This is a genomic window from Aliirhizobium wenxiniae (genome assembly GCF_014201355.1).
Taxonomy (GTDB): Bacteria; Pseudomonadota; Alphaproteobacteria; order Rhizobiales; family Rhizobiaceae; genus Neorhizobium; species Neorhizobium wenxiniae.
In genome coordinates this window covers 24,487-42,230 of sequence record NZ_JACHEG010000003.1, presented here as the reverse complement: position 1 = coordinate 42,230, position 17,744 = coordinate 24,487, and the positions used below count along the sequence as shown (strand labels likewise).

The 17,744-nt window shown below is 61.2% G+C and carries 14 protein-coding genes; 9 read left to right on the top strand and 5 right to left on the bottom strand.

All coding sequences use genetic code 11. The features are described from left to right. The first annotated feature begins 1 nt into the window (after nucleotide 1). The 6 genes from HNQ72_RS15700 (at nucleotide 2) to HNQ72_RS15675 (ending at nucleotide 7,594) form a co-directional block, all read left to right on the top strand. Nucleotides 2–1,381, top strand: a complete 1,380-nt coding sequence (locus tag HNQ72_RS15700) for an aspartate aminotransferase family protein (protein ID WP_183993198.1) — start codon at nucleotides 2–4, stop codon at nucleotides 1,379–1,381. A gap of 237 nt (nucleotides 1,382–1,618) precedes the next feature. Next, the gene (locus HNQ72_RS15695) at nucleotides 1,619–2,335 is read left to right on the top strand and encodes an HAD-IA family hydrolase (protein WP_183993197.1); all 717 of its coding nucleotides are present in this window, start codon (nucleotides 1,619–1,621) and stop codon (nucleotides 2,333–2,335) included. Between the two features lie 76 nt (nucleotides 2,336–2,411). Beyond that, nucleotides 2,412–4,022, top strand: a complete 1,611-nt coding sequence (locus tag HNQ72_RS15690) for an ABC transporter substrate-binding protein (protein WP_183993196.1) — start codon at nucleotides 2,412–2,414, stop codon at nucleotides 4,020–4,022. 121 nt (nucleotides 4,023–4,143) lie between these two features. Further along, nucleotides 4,144–5,094: an ABC transporter permease gene (locus HNQ72_RS15685; RefSeq protein ID WP_183993195.1), complete on the top strand. Its 951-nt coding sequence runs from the start codon at nucleotides 4,144–4,146 to the stop codon at nucleotides 5,092–5,094. A 1-nt stretch (nucleotide 5,095) separates the two neighbouring features. Further along, nucleotides 5,096–5,938, top strand: a complete 843-nt coding sequence (locus tag HNQ72_RS15680) for an ABC transporter permease (RefSeq protein ID WP_112509013.1) — start codon at nucleotides 5,096–5,098, stop codon at nucleotides 5,936–5,938. Next, on the top strand, nucleotides 5,939–7,594 hold the full coding sequence (locus HNQ72_RS15675; protein ID WP_183993194.1) for an ABC transporter ATP-binding protein: 1,656 nt from the start codon (nucleotides 5,939–5,941) through the stop codon (nucleotides 7,592–7,594). A gap of 57 nt (nucleotides 7,595–7,651) precedes the next feature. Here HNQ72_RS15675 and HNQ72_RS15670 read toward each other — a convergent pair whose 3' ends face one another. Then, on the bottom strand, nucleotides 7,652–8,128 hold the full coding sequence (locus tag HNQ72_RS15670) for an Lrp/AsnC family transcriptional regulator (RefSeq protein ID WP_112509010.1): 477 nt from the start codon (nucleotides 8,126–8,128) through the stop codon (nucleotides 7,652–7,654). A 230-nt stretch (nucleotides 8,129–8,358) separates the two neighbouring features. Between HNQ72_RS15670 and HNQ72_RS15665 the strand changes: the two genes are divergently transcribed. Beyond that, nucleotides 8,359–9,684: an NAD(P)/FAD-dependent oxidoreductase gene (locus HNQ72_RS15665; protein WP_183993193.1), complete on the top strand. Its 1,326-nt coding sequence runs from the start codon at nucleotides 8,359–8,361 to the stop codon at nucleotides 9,682–9,684. Nucleotides 9,685–9,739: 55 nt separating this feature from the next. Next, on the top strand, nucleotides 9,740–10,648 hold the full coding sequence (locus tag HNQ72_RS15660) for a LysR family transcriptional regulator (RefSeq protein ID WP_183993192.1): 909 nt from the start codon (nucleotides 9,740–9,742) through the stop codon (nucleotides 10,646–10,648). Nucleotides 10,649–10,654: 6 nt separating this feature from the next. On the opposite strand, the gene HNQ72_RS15655 is transcribed toward HNQ72_RS15660, so the two are convergent. Genes HNQ72_RS15655 through HNQ72_RS15640 form a run of 4 tightly spaced genes read right to left on the bottom strand, consistent with a single transcriptional unit; the run spans nucleotide 10,655 to nucleotide 16,403 of the window. Continuing rightward, nucleotides 10,655–12,019, bottom strand: coding sequence for an FAD/NAD(P)-dependent oxidoreductase (locus HNQ72_RS15655; RefSeq protein WP_183993191.1), 1,365 nt, complete (start codon nucleotides 12,017–12,019; stop codon nucleotides 10,655–10,657). After that, the gene (locus HNQ72_RS15650; RefSeq protein WP_183993190.1) at nucleotides 12,016–12,330 is read right to left on the bottom strand and encodes a (2Fe-2S)-binding protein; all 315 of its coding nucleotides are present in this window, start codon (nucleotides 12,328–12,330) and stop codon (nucleotides 12,016–12,018) included. Before HNQ72_RS15650 ends, HNQ72_RS15655 begins: the two co-directional genes overlap by 4 nt. Further along, complete coding sequence (locus HNQ72_RS15645) at nucleotides 12,327–14,312, bottom strand: hydantoinase B/oxoprolinase family protein (RefSeq protein ID WP_183993189.1); 1,986 nt, start codon at nucleotides 14,310–14,312, stop codon at nucleotides 12,327–12,329. Before HNQ72_RS15645 ends, HNQ72_RS15650 begins: the two co-directional genes overlap by 4 nt. A 6-nt stretch (nucleotides 14,313–14,318) precedes the next feature. Beyond that, nucleotides 14,319–16,403, bottom strand: a complete 2,085-nt coding sequence (locus HNQ72_RS15640) for a hydantoinase/oxoprolinase family protein (RefSeq protein WP_183993188.1) — start codon at nucleotides 16,401–16,403, stop codon at nucleotides 14,319–14,321. A gap of 212 nt (nucleotides 16,404–16,615) precedes the next feature. On the opposite strand from HNQ72_RS15640, the gene HNQ72_RS15635 reads away from it, so the two are divergent. Then, entirely contained in the window at nucleotides 16,616–17,743 is a 1,128-nt protein-coding gene (locus HNQ72_RS15635) for an NAD(P)/FAD-dependent oxidoreductase (protein WP_183993187.1), read from the top strand. The last annotated feature ends 1 nt before the right edge of the window (nucleotide 17,744 follow it).

Below are 17,744 nucleotides of genomic sequence, written 5' to 3'. Positions count from 1 at the left end.
CATGCTCAGTAATTCGCTCATCGAACTTGATCGCGCCCATCTGGTCCATCCGGTCGCATCCTATCGCGGCCATGAACAGCAGGGCGTGCGGGTGCTTGCATCTGCCAAGGGCGCAACCGTCACGGATGCCCGCGGTCATCAGCTGATCGACGGTTTTGCCGGGCTCTGGTGCGTCAATGCCGGTTACGGACATGACTCGATCGTCGAAGCCGCGGCGCGCCAGATGCGTGAGCTGCCCTATGCGACAGCCTATTTCGGACTGGGTTCAGAAGCCCCCATCCGCCTCGCAGCGGAACTGGCCGATCGCGCGCCCGGCGATCTCAAGCATATCTATTTCACGCTTGGCGGTTCGGATGCCGTCGACAGCACAATCCGCTTCATCCGCTACTACTGGATTGCCAGGGGTCAGCCGCAGCGTGACCAGTTCATCTCCATCGAACAGGGCTATCACGGCTCCTCGACGGTCGGCGCAGGCCTGACCGCGCTTGCCAATTTCCACACGGGCTTCGGAATTCCCTTCGAATGGCAGCACAAAATCCCGTCGCCCTATCCCTACCGCAATCCTGTCGGCCAGGATCCTCAGGCGATCATCGATGCCTCGCTTGCCCAGTTGAAGGACAAGATCGAGACGATCGGTCCGGACCGGGTTGCGGCATTCTATGCCGAGCCGATCCAGGGCTCCGGCGGTGTCATCGTACCGCCCAAGGGCTGGCTGAAGGCAATGCGCAATCTCTGCAAGGAATACGGCATCCTGTTCGTCGCCGACGAAGTCATCACCGGCTTCGGTCGCACCGGACCGCTCTTTGCCTGCACCGAGGATGAGATCGTCCCCGATTTCATGACGACCGCCAAGGGCCTGACATCCGGATATGTTCCCATGGGCGCCGTGTTCATGGCAGACCACGTCTATCAGGTGATCGCCGATGGCGCGGGTGCCTCGGCAGTCGGCCACGGCTACACGTATTCGGCCCATCCGGTCAGTGCGGCAGTCGGTCTCGAAGTCCTGAAACTCTACGAAGAAGGCGGCCTGCTGGAAAACGGCGTCAAAGCCGGCGCACGGCTGATGGCCGGCCTCGAAGGCCTCAGGGATCATCCTCTGGTCGGGGATGTTCGCGGACGCGGCATGCTGGCCGCCGTCGAACTCGTGACCGACAAGGTCGCCAAAACCCCGCTTCCCGCTGAAGCGGCTCCGGCACGGCGGGTCTTCGACCGCGCCTGGGATAATGGCCTTGTGATCCGCGCGTTTGCCAATGGCGTTCTCGGTTATGCTCCGCCTCTTTGCTGCACGGATGACGAGATCGATGCGATCATCGAGCGTACGGCAAAGACCCTCGATCAGACGCTTGAAGATCCCGATGTCCGCCGCGCCTTGAAGGATTGAGCCCGGATCACGTACCGGGCCTTATACCGCCAACCGGCAAATTTCAGAATTTTCTGCCGCACTACCCCGCCAATTCGGAGAAAATGGCGGGGCCGAACTGTCAAACTTCAATCTAACAAAGGCCCAAAACCCCATAAAACCTGCAAAGGAAGGGGCAAAACAACAGGGCACGGAACAGCATAATCTTTGGCACTCGGCTGCACAGCGCGCCAATTGCCCAGAAAACGGGATGCTAACGTGACGAAATCTCTGACAACATTCAAATATCTGTCCTTCGACGTCGTTGGCACGCTGATCGATTTTGAAGACGGGCTGACCTCCTGCCTCAAGGAAATCGGTACCGAGAACGGTGTTGAAGTCGATGGCGAGGAAGCGCTGGCACTGTACCGCGCAGCCCGTTACTCGGATTCGACAGACCTTTTCCCGGATGATCTTGTTCGCGTTTATCTCCTGATCGCGCCGAAACTCGGCCTGCCCGCCGAAAAGGCCTATGGCGAACGCCTGCGCGATTCTGCAAAGACCTGGAAGGCCTTCCCGGACAGCGTAAAGGCGCTGGCCGACTTGAAGCAACATTATCGCCTGATCGCGATGACCAATGCGCGTCGCTGGGCATTCGAGTTTTTCTCCAAGGAACTCGGCAATCCCTTCCACGCCGCCTTCACAGCCGATGATACCGGCACAGAGAAACCCGATCCGGCCTTCTTCCATCAGGTCTTCGACTTCGTCTCCTCAGAGGGCGCAAGCAAGGATAACATCCTTCACGTCGCCCAGAGCCAATATCATGACATCGGCATCTCCCGTCAGCTCGGCATGACCAATTGCTGGATCCAGCGCCGGCATGCCCAGAAAGGTTATGGCGGCACGATCGAGCCTGCCGAATTCACCAAGCCTGACTACCACTTCACTTCGATGGCCGAACTGGCCGAAGCCGTGAGGGTTGCCAACGAGAACTGACCATCGACGATCTTCGTAACATCGGGCCAAGCCGGCTGAAGACCGGCCGTCCGCCAACGGTGAAAAGGGGAATGACATGCATAACAGGATCACCAATTGGACCGCGTCAGACGACGCAATGGTCGAGAATGCCATTCGCCGCGGAGCCACACGGCGCGAACTGCTCAGCATGATGCTTGCAGGCGGCGTCGCAATGTCCGCCGGAGGCATGATCCTCGGCCGGGCATCCGATGCCATCGCTGCGACCCCGAAGAGCGGCGGCAACCTCAAGGCGGCCGGCTGGTCGTCCTCGACAGCCGATACGCTCGACCCGGCAAAAGCCTCCCTTTCCACCGATTACGTCCGCTGCTGCGCACTTTACAACCGCCTCACCTTCCTCGATCAGGCCGGCCTCGTGCAGATGGAACTGGCCGAGAAGGTCGAAAGCGCAGATGCCAAGACCTGGACCGTCAAGCTACGCTCGGGCGTTACCTTCCATGACGGCAAGTCGCTGACCTCCGCCGACGTCGTCTTCTCCCTCAAGCGTCACCTTGATCCGGCCGTCGGCTCCAAGGTCAACGCGATCGCCAAGCAGATCACCGACGTCAAGGCGGTCGACCCGACAACGGTCGAGATCGTGCTCGCCAACCCCAATGCCGACCTTCCGACGATCCTGTCGCAGCACCATTTCATGATCGTCCAGGACGGCACGACCGATTTCTCCAAGGGCATCGGCACCGGCGCCTTCAAGCTCGAGACTTTCGAACCGGGCGTTAAGTCGATCTTCGCCAAGAACCCGAACTACTTCAAGTCGGGCGGCGCTCATGTGGACTCGTTCGAATTCTTCGCTATTTCGGACGACAATGCCCGCGTGAACGCGCTTCTTTCCGGCGACATCCATCTTGCCGCCTCGATTAAACCGCGCTCCATGCGCCTGGTCGAAAGCCAGCCCGGCTTCGTCCTCTCCAAGACCACATCCGGTAACTATACCGACCTCAATATCCGCCTTGACATGACGCCGGGCGACAAGGCCGACTTCGTCAAGGGCATGAAGTACATCACCAATCGCGAACAGATCCAGAAGTCGGTTCTGCGTGGCCTGGCCGACATCGCCAACGACCAGCCGATCTCGCCGGCAAGCGTCTATCACAATGCGGAACTCAAGCCGAAGGCCTTCGATCCGGACAAGGCGAAGTTCCACTTCGAAAAAGCCGGCGTGCTCGGCCAGAAGATCCCGATCATCACCTCCGACGCCGCCACCTCTGCCGTCGAAATGGCGACCATCGTGCAGCAATCGGCTGCCGAAATCGGCATGAACCTCGACGTCCAGCGCGTTCCGAACGACGGCTACTGGTCGAACTACTGGCTGAAGGCGCCGATCCATTTCGGCAACATCAATCCGCGTCCGACACCGGATATCCTGTTCTCGCTTCTCTACGCGTCCAACGCGCCGTGGAACGAAAGCCAGTACAAGTCCGAAAAGTTCGACAGCATGCTGGTCGAAGCACGCGGCCTTCTCGATGAAGCCAAGCGCAAGGAAATCTACGGCCAGATGCAGGTCATGGTCGCAGAAGAAGCCGGCACCATCATTCCGGTCTACATCTCGAATGTCGATGCCATCACCGAAAAGCTGAAGGGCCTCGAGGCCAACCCGCTTGGCGGCATGATGGGCTACGCCTTTGCCGAATACGTCTGGATCGACGCCTGAGGCTCATGCATGATGGCAGGAGACATCCGTCTCCTGCCGTTCGTGCCGCATGTTCCGGCATATTCCGCTCCAGACGGGCGCCTGCCGGCAGTTGGAACTTCTCAAAACCAGGGAGCCGATCTTGAGGACATTCGTACTCAATCTCATTGCGCACCGGCTTCTCATTGCAGGCCTGACACTGCTGATCGTTTCGTTCGCAGTCTTCTTCGCAACGGCCATGCTGCCCGGCGATACCGCCAGCATCCTGCTCGGTCAGGCGGCCACACCCGAAGCGGTGGCAGGTCTTCGCGCCGCCATGCATCTCGACGAACCTGCCGTGTTCCGTTTCTTCCGCTGGCTCGCCGGCTTGGCCCGGGGCGATCTCGGCACGTCCTACGTCAACAATGTCGCGGTGGCGGATCTGATCGGCGGACGTTTCGTCAACACGATGCGCCTTGCCGGCATCACGACGCTGATCGCCGTACCCGTTGCCCTGACGCTCGGCATTACCTCGGCCATGTTCCGCGGCTCCATCTATGACCGCATCGTCACGATCCTGACGATCGGCGTGATCTCCGTGCCCGAATTCATGATCGCCACGTCTGCGGTCCTCGTCTTTTCCGTCTATCTGAAGTGGCTGCCCGCACTTTCCTTCGCCAACGAGGTGACCTCCTTCTGGCAGGTGCTGAAAGTCTATGCCATGCCGGTCATCACCCTTGCCTTCGTCGTCTCGGCACAGATGATCCGCATGACCCGCGCAGCCGTCATCGACACGATCAACACGCCCTATTTGGAAGCAGCCCTTCTGAAAGGCGCTTCGCGTCCGCGCGCGGTGCTCTACCATGCGCTGCCCAACGCGGTCGGCCCCATCGCCAACGCGATCGCGCTGTCGCTTTCCTATCTCGTCGGCGGCGTCATCATCGTCGAGACCATCTTCAACTATCCGGGTGTTGCCAAGCTGATGGTCGATGGTGTCTCGACGCGTGACCTGCCGCTCATCCAATCCTGCGCCATCATCTTCTGCATCGGCTATCTCGCCCTGATCACGCTTGCAGATATCGTTGCCATTCTTGCCAACCCGAGGCTGCGCTGACATGACCCTATCCACGCCCTTTTCGAGCAAAGTCAGCTACAGCTTCAGCTGGGTCGGAATGGTCGGGCTTGCGATCATCGTCTTCTGGGCGGTCATCGCACTGGCGGCCCCGCACATCATTCCCTACCCGATCGGAGAAATCGTCGACGAGGATTATTTCGGCCCGATGAGCAGCAAGCTGCTTCTCGGTTCCGATTATCTCGGTCGTGACATGCTCTCCAGGTTGATGATGGGTGCGCGTTATACCGTCGGCATCTCGCTCGCAGCCGTCTGCATTGCCTGTTTCACCGGGACGGCGCTTGGCATGGCCGCAGCCGTGATCGGTGGCTGGTTCGATACGATCCTCAGCCGCTTTCTCGATGCGCTCAACTCCATTCCCAGCAAGCTTTCCGGCCTCGTCGTTGCTGCTGCGATCGGTTCCTCGATCAATGTCCTGATCGTCATGCTGGCGGTCATCTACACCCCCGGCGCCTATCGCTTCGCCCGCGCGCTTGCCGTCAACGTCAACACGATGGACTACATCACCGTCGCGCGTACCCGTGGTGAAAGCATCCTCTACATCATCTTTTCCGAGATCCTGCCGAACATCATCGGCCCCTTGCTGGCGGATTTCGGCATTCGTTTCGTCTTCATCACGCTGCTTCTGTCCGGCCTCTCCTTCCTCGGCCTCGGTGTACAGCCGCCCTATGCCGATTGGGGTGCGCTGGTTCACGAAAACATCAGCGGCCTGCCTTTCGGCGCACCGGCTGTCATCGTGCCCTCGCTTGCGATTGCCAGCCTCACGATCAGCGTCAACCTGCTGATCGACAACCTGCCCAAGAAGATCCGCGACCGGAGTGCGTGAATGGAAAATCTCGTAGAAATTCGCGGACTGAAGGTCGAGGCGACAACCGATTCCGGCCGCCGCCTGGACATCATCAAGGGCGTCGATCTCGATATAGCACCGGGAGAGATCGTCGCGCTGATCGGCGAAAGCGGCTCCGGCAAGACCACCATTGCCCTGACCCTGATGGGCTATACCCGCACCGGCTGCCGCATATCCGGCGGCAGCATCCATGTCGCCGGCAAGGACATGGTGACGTTGAGCGAGCGGCAGCGGGCAATGATCCGGGGTCGGGAAATATCCTACGTGCCGCAATCGGCCGCCGCCGCTTTCAACCCCACCAAGCGCATCATCGATCAGGTCGTCGAGGTCACACATATCCATAAGCTCCTGCCACCGGCCGAGGCCAGGCAGAAGGCCATCTCTCTGTTCAAGGCACTCTCCCTGCCCAATCCCGAACAGATCGGCGATCGTTACCCCCACCAGGTTTCCGGTGGTCAGTTGCAGCGCCTCGCCGCCGCGATGGCGCTGATCAGCGACCCGAAACTCGTGATCTTCGACGAGCCGACGACGGCACTGGATGTGACGACCCAGATCGAGGTTCTGCGCGCCTTCAAGTCCGTCATGAAGAAAAGCGGAATTGCCGGTGTCTACGTGTCTCACGATCTGGCTGTCGTCGCTCAGATCGCCGACCGTATTCTAGTGCTGCGCAATGGCGAAGTGCAGGAAGTCGGCTCCACCGAAACCATTCTTAACGATGCCAAACATCCCTACACGCGCGAACTTCTGTCCGCTTTCGAACCCAAGCCGCGCGGCGATCAGCTGGACCTTGCCGCCGAAGCAAAACCGCTGCTTGAGATCAATGCCCTGACCGCAGGTTATGGACCGCTTCAGGAAGACGGATTGCCGCTCGTGCGCGCCGTTCAGGAAGCCAGCATCACGGTGCAAAAGGGACGCAATCTCGGCATCATCGGTGAATCCGGCTGCGGGAAATCGACACTTGCCCGTTCCATCGCCGGCATTCTGCCAGCCTCATCCGGCAAACTGACCCTCGACGGGCGCCAACTGGCACCCTCGGCACGGCAGAGAAGCCGCGAGCAGCTTCGCGAATTGCAGATCGTCTTCCAGCATGCGGACACGTCTCTCAATCCGGCAAAATCGATCGAGGACATCCTCGGCCGCCCCCTCACCTTCTATCACGGCATGAAGGGCAGCCAGCGCAGCACCCGCATCGATCAATTGCTCGACATGGTGCAGCTACCGAAAGCACTGCGCAGCAGAACGCCGGCAGAACTCTCCGGTGGCCAGAAACAGCGCGTCAATTTCGCACGCGCGCTCGCCGCCGAGCCGAAGATCATCCTCTGCGACGAGATCACCTCGGCACTCGATACGGTCGTCGCCGCTGCGGTCATCGATCTTCTGAAGGAATTGCAGCGCGAGCTTGCGCTTTCCTACATCTTCATCAGCCACGACCTGTCGGTCGTGGAAGCCATCTGCGACGAGATCGTCGTTATGTATCATGGGAAAAAGGTCGAGCAGATCACCCCGGCTATCTCGAAAATTCCGCAGCACCCCTATTCGCAACTGCTGTTTTCTTCGGTGCCCAAGCTGGACCCAAATTGGCTCGACAGCTTGGAGCGCGACCCGGAACTGGTGAAGGCCTATGCACACGCCTGAACGCCAAAAGCGCCGGTTTGCAAAACCCGGCGGTTATTTTCGAGAAAGCCGATTGTGTTACACAAGGAAAAGGCTGGTGAGAGGCATATGCGCCTTCACGATCGGCGATTTCAGCACCACGAAGCTGAAATATTTGTCGATGCCGATATCCATGTCCGTCAGGCGTTCCATGATCGTCTGGTACTCGCCGATACCGGCAGTGACGAATTTCAGCAGATAGTCATAGCCGCCGGAAACGAGATGGCATTCGATGACCTGATCGACTTTCTCGACCGCCGCAAGAAAACGGGCAAAGTCGATCTGCCGATGGTTCTTGAGCGTGATCTCGGTGAATACGGTCAGCGTCTGGCCCAGTTTGCCGATATTGATCTGGGCCGAATATCCGTCGATATAGCCCTCCTGCTGCAATTTCTTCACCCGCATCAGGCATGGGCTTGGGGAAAGATTGACCAGTTCGGCAAGCTCGACATTGGTGATGCGGCCATTCTTCTGGAGTTCGTAGAGAATCTTGATGTCGATACGGTCGAGCTTCATCTGCGATCTCTCCTTGCGACCAGCACGCGGCAGCATTTTATTCTGCCGTTTTCCGAAAACCAGCTTAACACCATGAAGACGCTTGTCTATTCCATTGTGCAGCAGGCGCCACGGCAGAAAAATCTGCTTATCTCGGACCATGCAGCATTTAATGCCGTCCGTGCCATCTGTCCGGTAACCGATGGGCGGTCCGTCTCGTTATGCTTGCGGCGACAAGGAGAAGAAATGCCATGCCAGCGCCGCTCACGCTCGTCCCGACGTCCCAAGATCTCCCGCAGTCTGCCGACGCTGTCGTTATCGGCGCCGGCATTGTCGGTGTCTTTACCGCCTATTATCTGGCGACGCGCGGCCTGAAGGTTGCGCTGGTTGAAAAGGGCTTTGTCGGCGCCGAACAATCGAGCCGCAACTGGGGCTGGTGCCGCCAGCAGAACCGCGATGCCCGCGAACTCCCGATGGCAACGAAAAGCCTCGATCTGTGGGAGCGTTTCGCCGCAGAAACGGGTGAAGACACGGGCTTCCGCCGCTGCGGTCTCCTTTATCTGAGCGACAATGAGGAAGAGATCGCCGGCTGGGCCAGATGGCGGGATTTCGCCAGGACCGTAGGCGTCACCACGCATATGCTGGACAGCGTTGCAGCCAGCGAGCGCGGCAAGGCAACCGGCCGCCCATGGAAGGGCGGCGTATTTTCGCCAACGGACGGCACGGCCGATCCCGCCAATGCCGCCCCCGCAGTCGCCCGTGCGATCATCAAGCTGGGCAGTTCCGTACATCAGAACTGCGCAGCCCGCGGTATAGAGATGGAAGGTGGCAGGCTTTCGGCCGTCGTCACCGAACACGGAACGATCAGGACGAAGGTGGCGATCCTGTCCGGCGGCGCATGGGCATCGTCCTTCTGCCGCCAGCTCGGCATCCGCTTCCCGCAGGCTTCCATCCGCTCATCCATCCTCTCCGTCGGCCCGGGCAAGGGTGATCTTCCGGATGCACTCCATACGGCGCGGGTATCGGTCACCCGGCGCGGCGACGGCGGACACACACTGGCAATCAGCGGGCGTGGCCGTGTCGACCCGACGGCGCAGAACATGCGTTTCGCAGCACAGTTTCTCCCCATGTTCATGCGGCGCTGGCGCAGCCTCTCGCCCGGTGGACTGGAAGGCTTTCGCAGCGGCCATGAAAGCCTGAAGACATGGCGCCTCGATCGGCCGACGCCGATGGAGGAAATGCGCATCCTAGATCCCGCGGTCGATCGCAACACCGTCAAGCTGACGCATGAGCGGGCCATGGAACTTTTGCCCGATTTCAAGGGCCGGCCGGTCACCGCAGCATGGGCCGGTTATATCGATTCCACGCCGGATGGCGTGCCCGCCATCGGCGAGACTGCAGTCGTTCCGGGCCTCGTGCTTGCGGCGGGCTTCAGCGGCCACGGCTTCGGCATCGGCCCGGGAGCCGGCCATCTGATCGCCGACATCATTACCGGCGCGCAGCCGATCGTCGATCCGGTCCCTTACCGTCCCGAGCGCTTCGAGCGGTCTTCCTGGGGCAAGGTCGCCGACTTCTGACCGATCGCCCTTTGATGTAAGCTGAGACTGGCAACCAACCGACACGGAAAAACGCATGCAGGCACGCCAACTGGAAGTTTTCTGCATGCTGATGCGCTGCGGGACCGTGACCGGAGCCGCCGGCATGCTCAACATATCGCAGCCCGCCCTCAGCCAGATCCTGCTCCATGCGGAAGACCAGCTGGGTTTCAAACTGTTCAATCGTGTTCGCGGCAAGCTGGTCCCGACCCGCGAGGCCGAGGAGCTTTATCCCGAATGTGAGAAAATCTTCTCGGAACTGGGCGCCTTGAAGCGGCATACGACCGACATGCGCTTCGGCCGCACTGGCATCATCCGGGTTGCCGCCTCCGCACCGCCGGCCATGTCGATCGTGCCGAAGGCGCTCGCATCCTTTCGCGAAGCCCATCCGGATGTCGTGATCCGCTCCCTCATCGCACCGCTGGTCAATGTCGTCGACATGATCCGCAACGGCGATGCCGCAATCGGGCTTGTAATGAACAACATGGCGAGACCGGGCATCGAGGTCGAAACGCTCGGCCATACCGAACTCATCTGCATCCTGCCCGAAGGACACCGGCTGGCAGAGCGCGAACACATCAATTTTTCCGACTTGCAGGAAGAAACGCTGATCTCCTACAGGGCCGGCACCTATCCCGGCCGCATACTTCTGAGCGCGGCAGCGGCCGAAAAGCAGATGTTCAATCCGGCCATCGAGATCGACATCTCGCTGACCGCCCTGCCCTTTGTCCGCGACGGTTATGGTGTCGCCGTGGTCGATGGATTGCTTCCATGGGACCAGTTTCCCGGCCTCATCCGCAAACCACTGTCTCACAAGGCGATGGTTCCGATCGCACTGCTCACCAGCCGCGACCGGCCGCTCACGGGAAGCCACCTGGCGATGCGCGACAATATTCGCGACGCCTGCGCCTCGGTCTTGGCCAAGGCGGAAGATCTCAACCGTTAGAGCCGTTCAGGCATCCCGGACCCATGCTCCGATCGGAGCCGGCCTGACCGGCGCCTGTTCCCGCAGGCGTCCGGCGTCGCAGACGGAAATCCCGGCCTTTGCCGCAATCAGCTCGGCACCGGCCAATTGGCAATAACGCCCCTGGCAGCGGCCCATGCCGACCCGCGCGAGCGACTTCACCCGATTGGCTTCCGCACCGCCGTAATCGACACTCTCGCGCAACTGACCGGCAGTGATCCCCTCGCAGCGGCAAACCACCGTCTCGTCGGGCGTTCTGCGAACCATCTCGGCCGGCCAGGGAAAGGCGCGCGCCATGCCACGAGCGAAACGCTCATACCGTCTGAGCCGCCGCAGATCCGCAGAACTGTCGGGCGCGGCCAAGCCCATATCGGAAAGACAGGCATGCGCCGCGAGGCGACCGGCGACTTCCGCCCCGTCGGCTCCGAGAATGCGCAAGCCGTCACCGGCAAGATAGAGCCGTTCTGCAGCCCTTCCCATTCGGTCGGTGCGCGGAAGCCATTGCGCCCAGCCGGTATCATAATCGAACTGGCAACCGGCAAGCCCGGCAAGCTGTGTTTCTGCCCGCAAATGCCATCCGATACCGACCATGTCGCAATCGCTTTTCCGCAACGTGCCGCGTGCATCCTGCCAGCGGATGCTCACCGGACCGCATTCGTCGGCATCGATACCAAGTATCTTCACGCCAGCATGGTAAAGCCGGCCCAGCTTGGCGCGCATCATCATCCCGCGCAGGACAAGTCCCGGCCTTGCCAGCATGCCGGGAAGTCCAGTCATCTGCGTCCGCAATGACGAAGTGTCGAGAATGGCCTCGATCTCTGCCCCGGCCTTCAGCAATTGCGTTGCGACCAGCGTCAGCAGCGGCCCCGAGCCGGCAAGCACGATCTTTCGCCCAAGCGCGACGCCCTGAGCCTTGAGAGCGATCTGCGTTGCGCCGAGACTGTAGACACCGGGTGACTGCCACCCTGGCACCGGTGCGAGGCGATCGGTGGCGCCTGTCGCAAGGATCAGCCGGTCATAGCCGAATTCGCGCCGGCCCGAAGGCGTCAACGCATGCAGGCTTCGGTTGGCGCAGGCAAGGACGGAACTCTGCGGATGGTAATCGACCTGTCCCTTGGCCACCATCTGGTCGAACCGGCCATGCAAGGCGACCGCCTTGTCGGCTTCGGTTCCGTAGAGTTGCTGCGGAGATCGGGTAAAGCCATCCGGCGGCCGGCGATAGATCTGGCCACCGGCCTTCATGCCCTCGTCAATGACAACGGGCTTTATACCCGCCGATACCAGCATCTCGGCGGCGCGAATGCCTGCCGGCCCCGCGCCGACGATGACGACCTTTTCGGCACCGGAACTCATGACGGCCACCCGGCAGGCGCTTCTGTCAGCAGTTGCATGCCCTCCATGACCGGCGTCGAACAGGCACGAAGCCTTCCGCCATCGGCCTGCCAGATCCAGCAATCCTGGCAGGCGCCCATCAGGCAGAAACCCGCCCGTCCCTCCGGCCCGAATTCCGATTGCCGCAGGTGATGGGAAGAGGACAACACCGCCGTCAGCACCGTATCACCGGCAAGAGCCTCGCAGGGCGAGCCATCCAGATGAAAATGCACCCGCGGTCTTGCCGTTTCCGACAGACGGACAATTCGCCCGGTTCGCGGGTGCGGCTTCATTCAGCAGCCTCCTTCACCTCGATCGCAGGCTCCGGCATTTCCCTGAAGCGCGCCCGGACATCCGCGAGAGCTGCGGATACGCCTTCCGGTCCGACACGGCCCTTCATCCGACGGAAGATTTCCGTCTTGGTGAAGAAGCGCCAATGGATCGGCAGACCGGCAAGAATGTCGGTCAGGAGATCGTAGGCGGCCGGCGTCCATTGCGCCTCATACCCCTCGCGCTCGGGGCCGTAGTGGAAGTGGCCGGTAGATGCGGAACGCGATGCCCTCAGGCTTTCGGTCGCCTTCTCATCCGCGACACCATCACGAATGACGACTGCATAGTCGCGCTCTGCTGCCTCTGCAGAGACATATCCGCGTTCGACATCGCGAACCACGCGCCAGACCTCACGTTCCAGTGGATTGCCGCGCCCGCCGCCGCCTGCCGAGCGGATTTCCAGCACGTCGCCGGGCTGCAGGATGGCGGTATCGATATTGCCGAGCCGGCGATAGTCGTCCCGACCGGGGTTGAGCACCATGTCGGAAAGGCCTGCAGCCTTGCCGCCGAGCAGACCCCAGGGCCGGAAGAAGCTGCGGTCGCGGTTGCGCGCGGTAATCCGGCTGCCCGGGCTGAACACCCGGAACGCCATCTCGGTCGCAAGACCGCCACGCCAGCGACCCGCACCGCCACTGTCCTTGGCCAGCCCGTATTTGACGAATTCGATCGGCACTTCGGTCTCGGTAATCTCGATCGGCGTGTTCTTGAGGTAAGCGGCATCGGCGCCGGAGCCGTTGGTGCCATCGCGATGCGGCATGCCACCACCACCGCCGACGACCGGATTGACGGCCGCGATGACGGTACGGCCCCGCTCGTCGGTGGTCATGACGTTGACGATGCAATTGTTGCCGGCAGGTGCTGCCGGAAGCCTTTCAGGCACGGCCTGGCAGAAGGCGCCGAAGATCACTGAACGCAGGCGGGCGCAGGTCAGCGACCGCATGCCGACGGCAGCCGGCGAAATCGGGTTGAGCACGCTGCCCTGCGGCGCAATGCAGGTAAACGGGCGTGTCAGGCCGGTGTTCAGCAGGATCTTCGGATTGATCGTGTAGAGCACGTAATAGACGCCGACGAGCAGCATCGTATGCCGTGGATCGCCACCCGAGGGAACGTTGAGCGAAGATCCGAGCTGCGGATCGGAACCGGTGAAATCAAGGATCGCCTCGTCGCCCTTGATCGTCATCGTCAATTTCAGCCGGCATGGATTGGCCTCGACGGAATCCTCGTCCGCGTAATCGACGAAGACATAGGTACCGTCCGGCATGGAGCGCAGAATGTCACGCGCCTGCGCTTCGGCATGATCGAGCAGCACTTCCGCGCCTTCGAGAAAGGCCTCTTTCCCGAATTTCTCGACCATTGCCAGGATCTTGCGCTCGCCGGTATTGAGCGCACCCACCAGCGCCTTGATATCCCCGATGTTGAGATCGGGCTTGCGAACATTGGTGGTCATGATCTTCAGGATGTCCTCGTCGAAGACACCTCCATTGACCAGCTTCATCGGGGGGAAGCGGATGCCTTCCTGATGGATTTCGGTCAGGGCGCGCGAAAGAGACGCCGGCACGGCGCCGCCCATGTCGGTATTGTGGATGTGGCCGCCCGTCCAGGCAATGATCTCACCCTCATAGAACACCGGCTTCCAGAGATGCGTATCGGGCGCGTGGGTCGCGACGAAGCAGGAATAGGGGTCGTTGGTGAAGGCGACATCGCCGGGCTTGTAGTCGGCTACCATGTCGATTGCCCGCGTATAGGTCAGGCCCGGATACCATGTGGCGCCGAGCCCCATCGGCACGCCGAACGTGTCGCCATTGCGGTTGATCAGCATCACGGTGAAATCCTCCGTCTCCTTGACGAAGGCGGAATGTGCGGTCCGCTGCAGCGTATAGGCCATGTTCTCGGCAGCCGCGCGGGTGTGATTGGCAAAGACCTGAAGGTTCAATGGGTCAAACATGGCTGGTTACTCCGAGAAGGTCAGATGCAGGTTCAGGTGGCGGTCGACATCGACCGTGGCGCCGGCCGGAATGGCAAAGGTCGTATCTTCCTGCGCGACCACAGCCGGGCCTGAGAACCGGCCGCCCGGATGAAGAAGATCTCGCCGGTAAAGGCCGATCCATTCGAATTCCTTGCCGGTGAAGACGGGGATCTCCCGCTCCGGCACAGCCGCAGCACCGGCATGTTCGGCCTCGACCGGAAGCTCAAGAGCCGGACCGGCACCGATCGCCGAAAGCCGCAGGTTGACGATCTCGATCTCTCCGTCCGGATCGTCGAAATCGTAGAGCTTCGCATGCATGGCATGGAAGGCGTCTTCGATGGGGCTGAGCTTGCCCTCGGCGATCCAGGCTGCCTGAACCGGCACCTCGATCTCGAAGCTCTGGCCGACATAGTGCATGTCGGCGGAAACATGCAGCGTCGCCGGTCCCTGATGTCCCTGCTTCGAAAGCCATGCCAGACCTTCGGCAGAAAGCGAATCCAGCGCCTTGCGCAACAGCGGTGTTGCCTCGGCGGAAAGATGTGTGAAAACGGTGCGGATGAAGTCGCCGCGAAGATCGGCCACCAGGCCGCCCAGCGCCGAGACGACGCCCGGACGTGGCGGGCCGATGACCTTCGCCATCTTGAACTCCCGCGCCAGGAAAGCGCCAAGCATCGGCCCGCCGCCGCCGAACGGCATCAAGGTGAATTCCCGCAAATCGACGCCAGCACGCGAGGCAAGCTTCTCCACCTCCACAAACATTTCGGAAATGGCGATATCGAGAATGGCCTGCGCTGCCTCTTCGGCCGTGCGGCCGATCTGGTCGGCGAGCTTGGAGACTGCCGCACGTGCCAGGCCGACATCGATCTGCAACTGGCCGTAAGCCATCTGGCTATGGCCGAGCCAGCCGCAAACCGCCATCGCATCCGTCACGGTCGCCTGCGTACCACCACGTCCGTAACAGACCGGTCCCGGCGTCGATCCGGCAGATTCCGGTCCTACGCGCAAGACGCCCTGCGCATCGACGCTTGCAATCGAACCGCCACCGATACCGATGGAGCTGACCGAGACCGATGGAATATGCAGCGGAAACTCGCCGATCAGTTCGCCCGTGCCGAATTGCGGCTCGCCGTCGATGATCAACGCGAAATCGGCCGAGGTTCCGCCGATATCGAGCGTCAGGATATGCCTCTCACCGGCGCGCCGGGCAAGCCAGGCGGCGCCGATAACGCCGGATGCGGTACCGGAAAGCAGCATCTGCACGCAGGAACGCTTGCCCTCCGCCGCATTCATCACCCCGCCATTCGACTTGGTCAAAAGTGCTGGAGCCGTCACACCACGGGAAACCAGCTTGTCCTCCAGCGCCGTCAGATATCCGGAAACACGCGGATGGACGTAGCCGTTGAGAATGGCGGTAGTCGTGCGCTCATATTCGCGGATGACCGGCCAGACTTCCGAGGATGTGAAGACGAACAGATCAGGGGCCGACTTTGCAATCTGCGCCTTGACCGCCGCTTCCTGGGCATCGTTGCGCCAGGAATGGAGGAAGGAAATGATGATGCCCGATGCGCCCCTTGCCTTGGCGGTTGCAACGGCTTCGATAACGGCCTGCATGTCCGGCGCCTGCGCTTCGCTGCCATCGGCTCTCAGTCGGGCCGGAATGCCGAAGACCATGTCACGCGAGATAAGCTGGTCGGGACGCGAGCAGAAGAGCGAATAGACGTCCGGCATTCTCAGGCGCGCCAGTTCGATCACGTCTTCGAAACCGGCATTGGTCATCAGCGCCAGCGACACGCCGCGCCTCTGGATGACGGTGTTGATGCCGACCGTCGTACCATGCACGAAACGGCTGATCGCCGCCGGATCGAGCCCTTCGCGCTCGGCGAGAAGCGAAAGCCCTGTCATCAGTTCCGCACCCGGATCGTCCGGCGTGGTCAGAACCTTCAAGGAGGCGACCCTGCCTGACCGCGTTTCGAGAGCGCAGAAGTCGATGAAGGTTCCGCCGATATCGACGCCGACCTTCCAATCCTGTTCCTTGAGATGGCCTTTGCCGGGCGCTGGCGCATTGTCCATATTGGATCCCTTTCCGTCTGGTTGTGCAAAGCTGGCACGATGGAACCACGTCGGTCCAAGACGGAAAGGGCGATATCCCATAAGCAGAACTTATGCTCTCGAATGCGCCAACCCATAGGTCGGACTTATGGGACTGCCCAAAGCTCGACTTTGACTTGACCATGTCGGATCGGTCACTCTTCATCCGATTTTCAGGATGAAGAGGAAGCCGGATGGATGTGATTGTTGTCGGTGGTGGCCTGATGGGCGCGGCCTCGACCTTTTTCCTGGCACGCCGCGGACTGCGTGTGACGCTTATCGAGCGAAACCGCGTCGGCAGCGGTGCGACCGTCGCATCCTTCGGGAATATCCGCAGAAGCGGCAGATATCTGCCCCAACTCCCCCTCGCCCACCGGTCTCTGGCCCTTTGGAGGGAGGCGGGAAAGCTGCTTGGGCGCGATGTCGAGTTTCGCGCCGCCGGCCATCTTCGCCTCATCTTCACCGAGAAGGGGCTGAATGAGATGCGCAGCTTCTCCGAAGCGGCGCGGCCCTGGGGGTTGGATCTGGAGGAACTAGGCCCGAAGGATGTGCAGGCCCGGTTTCCGGGCCTCGGCCCGACCGCAATCGGCGCCTCCTTTTCCCCACAGGACGGAAGCGGCAATCCTCGCCTCATTGCCCCCGCCTTTGCAGATGCCGCACGCCGGCTCGGTGCGGAAATCGTCGAGGAAGCCATTGTCGAAAGCATAGGGAAAACACCACACGGCTTCGAAGTTCGAACCTCGAAAGGCCTGTATTCGTCGCCCATACTCCTCAACACGGCCGGCGCCTGGGGCGCACGGATCGCCGAGCAATTTTCAGAACCGGTACCGATCGTCGCCAGAGGTCCGCAAATGGGCGTCACCGAGCCGCTTCCGCATCGGGTTCTGCCGGTCGTCGGCGTCTGGGGACATGACCATGGCGGCGGTTATCTTCGCCAGGTCGAACGCGGCAACATCGTGTTCGGCGGTGGAGCGGAACGCACCGATGTCTCGCTGGATAGCGGCCATGCGAAAGCCGATCCCGCTCGCCTTCCGGGACAGCTCAGGGCACTTCTGCCCCTGCTGCCGGCGCTTGCAAACGTCTCGGTGATCCGCACCTGGTCTGGCTGTGAAGGTTATGTCGCCGATGGACTGCCCGTCATGGGTCCTTCCGCGACAACCGAGGGCCTGTATCACGCCTTCGGCTTTTGCGGTCACGGGTTCCAGCTCGGCCCCGGAGTGGGTGACGTCATGGCCGAGCTGATCGCAACGGGCAGCACACATACACTGGTGGGGGATTTCTCGATCAAACGATTTGCGAGAGCGGAGCTAACGGGCTCTTAAA